This window comes from Prescottella sp. D32 (assembly GCF_037287305.1).
Taxonomy (GTDB): Bacteria; Actinomycetota; Actinomycetes; order Mycobacteriales; family Mycobacteriaceae; genus Prescottella; species Prescottella equi.
Genome location: NZ_JARBSW010000008.1, coordinates 1 through 6,029 on the forward strand (window position 1 = coordinate 1; position 6,029 = coordinate 6,029).

Below are 6,029 nucleotides of genomic sequence, written 5' to 3' on the forward strand. Positions count from 1 at the left end.
CCCGGCTCCACCGGGGAACTGCACGCGATGATGCTGAACATGCGGCGCACGTTCGACGAGATGGTGCTCGAGCACTCGTCACCCGAGAAGGCGCAGCAGATCCTGGCCAACCCCTTCTACCAGACGGTCGCCACCTCGTTCTCCGGCACGCAGGAGTACATGGCGATGGAGAAGCTCGGTCAGCTCGCCGCCGACGCCCGGTGGGACCTGGTGATCGTGGACACCCCGCCGTCGCGCAACGCGCTCGACTTCCTCGACGCGCCGCAGCGGCTCGGGGCATTTCTCGACGGGCGGATGATTCGTTTGCTGACCGCACCGGGTCGCGGCATCGGCCGGCTCGTGACGGGCGCGATGGGACTGGCCCTCAAGGGTGTGTCGACGGTGGTGGGCAGCCAGATGCTGTCCGACGCGTCCGCGTTCGTGCAGTCGCTCGACTCGATGTTCGGGGGCTTCCGGGAGCGGGCGGGTCGCACGTACGAGTTGCTGCGTCAGGAGGGCACGCAGTTCGTGGTGATCGCGGCCGCCGAGCCGGACGCGCTGCGCGAGGCGGCCTTCTTCGTCGACCGGCTCACCGGCGACAGCATGCCGCTGGCGGGGCTGGTGCTGAACCGGACGCATCCCACCCTGTGCTCGTTGCCCGCCGATCACGCACTCACCGGCGCCGACCTGCTGGACGAGAAGGCGCCCGACGATCCGACGGCGCAGCTGACGTCCGCGATCCTGCGGGTGCACGCGGACCGCGCGGTGACCGCGAAGCGGGAGGTGCGACTGCTCGGACGGTTCACCGCGTCGCATCCGCAGGTCCCCATCATCGGAGTACCGTCCCTGCCGTTCGAGGTGTCCGATCTCGACGCGCTGCGGGCGGTTGGCGACCAGTTGACCCGACAGGGCTGAAGCCACAGGGGCTGAACCATGCACGAGGGCGCACGGCCGACGGCCGTGCGCCCTTCGGATGTTCGTGTGCGATCGGTCCTACTCCCCGACGAGGGCCGACCCTGGTTTCGCGGTCAGACCGCGGACTGGTGGTGGCGCTGGGCTTCGAAGAACTCCGCCCAGGACTCCACCTCGGGATGCTGCTTGAGCAGGGCCCGACGCTGACGTTCGGTCATGCCTCCCCAGACGCCGAACTCGACGCGGTTGTCCAACGCGTCGGCGCCGCACTGCATGAGTACGGGGCAGTGACGGCAGATGGTGGCGGCCTTGCGCTGCGCGGCGCCACGTACGAACAGCTGGTCCGGGTCCACCTCTCGGCAGCGTGCCTGTGCGACCCATTGAATGCGCGCTTCTGCCTGCTCGTAGTCGAGCCGCGTCGCGGGACTGGTCATGTGCATTCGGTTCCCCTTCGTCCGAACGCCGTTCCCCACGGCGCTCGAAATCCTCGAGCGACCCTCGCAAATAGCACGAGAGGTACACACCACATTCCTAATCCAGTGTTAGCTGTATCACACTGACCTGAGTCAATCTAGGTAAAGGAAGCGCGAAGCGCAAGATCAGCTCTCCACTTTCTGGTACGGGCGTGCATACTTCGCGGCAAATGCCCGGGTCGGGGAGGAAGTTCATCCCCGGTTCACCGACTACCGACCGGCCCGTTCGAGTCGTCCACCAGGGCACACGGTCCGTTCGACGTAGTCTGTACAGCGTGTCGAGAGCCAAAACGATCGCCAAGCTCGCGGGATGTTCCGCACTCGCCGGTGTTCTGCTCGCTGGAGCGATGTTTCCGCTGGCAGGAGGCTTCGGCTTCGCATCCAACCGCGCCGCCGACGCCGTCGACAACGTCTCCGCCGAACTCGTCGAGGGCACTGTCCCCGCGGTCTCGACGATGACCGACGTCGCCGGGAACCCCATCGCGTGGCTGTACGAACAGCGGCGCTTCGAAGTCCCGAGCGACCAGATCTCCAACGAGATGAAGCTCGCGATCGTCTCGATCGAGGACAAACGCTTCGCCGACCATCACGGCGTCGACTGGCAGGGCACGCTGCGCGCGGCGATGACCAACACCACCAGCGGTGAGGTCCAGCAGGGCGCATCGACCATCGACCAGCAGTACGTGAAGAACTACCAACTCCTGGTCGTCGCGCGGAACGACGCCGAACGCCGCGCCGCGATCGAGACCACCCCGGCCCGCAAGATCCGCGAGATCCGGATGGCCCTCACCCTCGACAAGAAGCTGACCAAGGACGAGATCCTCACGCGCTATCTCAACCTCGTCCCGTTCGGAAACGGCTCGTTCGGCGTGCAGGACGCCGCACAGACGTACTTCGGGGTCGACGCGAAGGACCTGAATCTGACGCAGGCGGCGATGCTGGCCGGCATGGTGCAGTCGAGTTCGGCGCTCAATCCGTACACCAACGTCGACGGCGTGACCGAACGACGCAACACGGTCCTCGACACGATGATCGCGAACATCCCCGAGCGGGCGAACGAGATCCGGGCCGCCAAGTCGACACCGCTCGGCGTGCTGCCCACGCCCAATTCCCTGCCCCGGGGGTGCATCGCGGCGGGTGACCGCGGCTTCTTCTGCGACTACGCGCTGCAGTACCTCGCCGCGTCCGGCATCAGCCGCGAGCAGATCAACAAGGGCGGCTACACGATCAAGACCACCCTCGACCCGGTCGTGCAGGACTCGGTGAAGAAGGCTCTGGTCAAGAACGCAGACCCCAAGCTCGACGGCATCGCGAACGTCATGAACGTGGTGCAACCGGGCCAGGATCAACACCGCGTCCTCGCGATGGGGTCCAGCCGCACGTACGGCCTGGACACCTCCAACGAGGAGACCGTCCAACCGCAGCCGTACACGCTCGTCGGTCACGGCGCCGGCTCGATCTTCAAGATCTTCACGACGGCCGCGGCGATGGAGAAGGGGCTCGGCACGAGCGCCGTCCTGGACGTCCCGCAGCGATTCGAGGCGCGCGGCATGGGCAACGGCGGCGCCCGCGGCTGCCCCGCCGCCACCTACTGCGTCCAGAACGCCACCAACAACTACCCGGCGAAGATGTCGGTGACCGACGCGCTCGCCCAGTCACCGAACACGGCGTTCGTCAAACTGATCCAGTCCACCGGCGTCGCCCCCACCGTCGACATGGCGGTGCGACTCGGCCTGCGCTCGTACACCGCCACCGGCTCGTCCGGTTTCGGTGACCAGAGCATGGCGGACATGCAGAAGTCGCAGAACCTCGGCTCGTTCACCCTCGGCCCCACATGGGTCAACCCGCTCGAACTCGCGAACGTCGCAGCCACCCTCGCCTCGCACGGCAAGTGGTGCCCGCCCACTCCGATCGACTCGATCACCGACCGCGAGGGCAAGCCGGTGTCGCTCACGCAGCAGGCCTGCGAACAGGTGGTCGACCCCGGTCTGGCTGACACGCTCGCGGTGGCGATGAGCAAGGACGACGCCCCCGGCGGCACCTCGTTCGGCGCCGCGAGCGCAGCGGGCTGGAAGCTGCCGATGTCGGGCAAGACGGGTACCACCGAGTCGCACATGTCCTCGGGCTTCCTCGGCTTCACGAACAACTTCGCCGCGAGCGTCCTCGTCTACGGTGACTCCCCCACTCCCGGCGAGATCTGCTCCGGCCCGCTGCGCCCGTGTGGGGACGGCAACCTGTACGGCGGTACCGAACCGGCCCGCACGTGGTTCGACGCGATGATGCCGGTGGTGGGCAACTTCGGTCCCACCACGCTGCCGGCCGTGGACGACAAGTACGTCCGGGGATCCCAGAACGCCCAGGTGCCCGAGGTCGTCGGGATGACCCAGGACGCAGCGGCGGCGGCGCTGAAGGCGGCCGGGTTCGCGGTGAACCCGGTGAGCACCAAGTCGGACGCGCCGAAGGGCAACGTCACCGGCAGCGCGCCGTCCGGCCTGGCGGTTCCGGGCTCGGCGATCACGATCTACGTCAGTGACGGTTCGGTGCTGGCGGCGCCGCCCGGTTCGGCCGCACCGCGCACGTCGACGCCCGGCGGCTAGATCGACACCGGGACGGTTTACGCTTTCCGCGCGCGGGGTATCCATCCCTCTGTGGGGACCCGCCGGGTCCCCCAGGCCGGATCGAGGTCCGTCATGATTGTTCTCGGTTTGATTCTGCTTGTGGTCGGGTTCCTGACCGGTATCTCCATCTTGTGGACTATCGGGATCATCCTGCTCGTGATCGGCGTCATCCTGGCGATTCTGGGTGCGACCGGTCGGGCGGTCGGCGGACGCCGGTACTGGTATTGACCCGATCGCCGCACGCGTTCTCCGAGCGTTCGGTCGGGGGTGTGCGGGGTTTACGGGCACCCGCTCGCGGGTAGCAGTCCCGTATGAACCTTCGACATCTCTACAACCGCGTGGAGTCCGCGTCGTTCCTGGACGGTGTCAGCGCAGCCCTGCAGCAGCGAATCCAGGCCGGGCTGGGCCGGACCGCTGTCGGTGACCGTCTGCGCGGCGACTGGCTGGGTCACCCGATCCACCCGGGACTCGTCGCCGCTCCCATCGGGATGTGGACGGCCTCGCTGGCCTTCGACACGGTCCTCCGCGACCACCGGACGGCCCGTCGGCTCATCGGACTCGGTCTGCTCACGACACCGCCCGCACTGGCGACCGGGTGGGCCGACTGGAGCGAACGTGACGTGAGACAGCGGCGGGTCGGCCTCGTGCACGCGGGCGCCAACGCGACGGGAATCGTGTTGATGCTCGCGTCGTTCCGCCGCCGCCGGCGAAATCCCGCCGCCCGCGACGTCGTCGCGACGGGCCTGTCGATGGCCGCACTCGGAGCCGTCGGCGCCGGTGGTGCGCTGGGCGGGCACCTGGTCTTCGGGCAGGGCGCCGGCCTGGCGATGACCCCCGCCAACGACGGACCGGCGTTCGACCCCGTCCTCGCCGATGTCGATACCCGCAACGAAACCGAATCGGCGGACGGGCATTTCGCCCACGCCGGACTGCACAGGAAGGAGCACCGGTGACAGACTCCCGAGCACTTACCGGCCGTACCGTCGCTATCCTCGCAACCGACGGGGTCGAGGAGGTCGAACTCGTCCAGCCCCGCGCCGCCGTCGTCGAGGCGGGTGCCGACGTGCGTCTGATCTCGTTGTCCGGCGGCCAGATCCAGGCCATGAACGGCGATGTCCACGAGGCCGAACGGTACGATGTCGATCTCACCGTCGAGGAGGCGTCCGTCGGTGACTACGACGCCCTCATCCTGCCCGGCGGGACCACCAACCCCGACCACTTGCGGCAGGACGAGAAGGCCGTCGCCTTCGTGCGCGAGTTCGTCGAAGCCGACAAGCCGGTCGGCGTCATCTGCCACGGGCCGTGGACGCTCGTCGAGGCGGACGTGGTTCGGGGCCGGACCCTGACGTCGTATCCGAGCGTGCGGACCGACATCCGCAACGCGGGCGGCAACGTCGTCGACCGCGAGGTCGTCATCGACGGCACCCTGGTGTCGAGCCGCAACCCTGACGACCTGCCCGCGTTCTGCGAGGCCATCGTCGACGTATTCTCGTCCGCATCCACGCGGGTGTGAGAACTATCCGCGGCCGACCGTCACCGAGACGCCGTCCGGCACGGCGACCACGTCGTTCGCGACCGCGCCGAAACAGGTGAGGTTGGGCCGGCGGGGCGCGACGAGAACCGGCTTGCCGGTGAAGCCGCTGCCCGGCCCGACCGAGGTCGGGGTGCCGAGTCGCACTCGTGCCCGCGGGACCTCCGCGCACGAACCGGACGCCCCGTAGTAGCCGACGGACTGGTAGCCGAAGGGCCGCGCGAGCCGCAGCTCGTTCCAGATCTGGACGCCACCGAGCGAGCGCGGGTATCCCGTCGTGCCGTCGTCGATGGCACCCTGCCAGTAGTTGGAGCCCATCTGCTCGACACGCAGCGTGTAGGTCTTTCCCGGAACGAAGTCGAACAGTTCTCCGCGACACGTCATTCCACCGGGCCCGGGATTGATCGGACCGCATCCGGCGTACTGGATGTCGGGACCGAAGTAGCTGAAGACCGTGCGTGCGACGAGCGGTCCGTCCGCGGTCGGGCGCTCGATCTCGAGGCCGATGTAGCCGTT

Annotated in this window: 7 protein-coding genes; 5 read left to right on the top strand and 2 right to left on the bottom strand. The window is 68.0% G+C overall.

From position 1 onward, the window contains the following. Positions 1-894, top strand: an 894-nt coding sequence (locus PSS76_RS23845) for an ArsA family ATPase (RefSeq protein ID WP_337456734.1), incomplete at its 5' end; no start/stop codon positions are given. A 113-nt stretch (positions 895-1,007) separates the two neighbouring features. Here the strand turns inward: PSS76_RS23845 and PSS76_RS23850 are convergent. Beyond that, complete coding sequence (locus PSS76_RS23850; RefSeq protein WP_064066863.1) at positions 1,008-1,331, bottom strand: WhiB family transcriptional regulator; 324 nt, start codon at positions 1,329-1,331, stop codon at positions 1,008-1,010. A 326-nt stretch (positions 1,332-1,657) separates the two neighbouring features. On the opposite strand from PSS76_RS23850, the gene PSS76_RS23855 reads away from it, so the two are divergent. The 4 genes from PSS76_RS23855 (at position 1,658) to PSS76_RS23870 (ending at position 5,495) form a co-directional block, all read left to right on the top strand. Continuing rightward, positions 1,658-3,961: a transglycosylase domain-containing protein gene (locus PSS76_RS23855; protein WP_337456738.1), complete on the top strand. Its 2,304-nt coding sequence runs from the start codon at positions 1,658-1,660 to the stop codon at positions 3,959-3,961. Between the two features lie 93 nt (positions 3,962-4,054). After that, complete coding sequence (locus PSS76_RS23860; RefSeq protein WP_005515916.1) at positions 4,055-4,210, top strand: DUF6131 family protein; 156 nt, start codon at positions 4,055-4,057, stop codon at positions 4,208-4,210. 83 nt (positions 4,211-4,293) lie between these two features. Beyond that, positions 4,294-4,935: a DUF2231 domain-containing protein gene (locus tag PSS76_RS23865; RefSeq protein WP_022593805.1), complete on the top strand. Its 642-nt coding sequence runs from the start codon at positions 4,294-4,296 to the stop codon at positions 4,933-4,935. Next, the gene (locus PSS76_RS23870; protein ID WP_064076930.1) at positions 4,932-5,495 is read left to right on the top strand and encodes a type 1 glutamine amidotransferase domain-containing protein; all 564 of its coding nucleotides are present in this window, start codon (positions 4,932-4,934) and stop codon (positions 5,493-5,495) included. The genes PSS76_RS23865 and PSS76_RS23870 overlap by 4 nt, the downstream gene beginning before the upstream one ends. Before the next feature lie 3 nt (positions 5,496-5,498). On the opposite strand, the gene PSS76_RS23875 is transcribed toward PSS76_RS23870, so the two are convergent. After that, on the bottom strand, positions 5,499-6,029 hold a 531-nt coding region (locus PSS76_RS23875; RefSeq protein WP_337456737.1), incomplete at its 5' end, for a hypothetical protein.

Excerpts from the sequence above, each read along its gene's own strand:
- PSS76_RS23850 (WP_064066863.1), bottom strand. The coding sequence starts at position 1,331 with ATGCACATGACCAGTCCCGCGACGCGGCTCGACTACGAGCAGGCAGAA.
- PSS76_RS23860 (WP_005515916.1), top strand. The coding sequence starts at position 4,055 with ATGATTGTTCTCGGTTTGATTCTGCTTGTGGTCGGGTTCCTGACCGGT.
- PSS76_RS23865 (WP_022593805.1), top strand. The coding sequence starts at position 4,294 with ATGAACCTTCGACATCTCTACAACCGCGTGGAGTCCGCGTCGTTCCTG.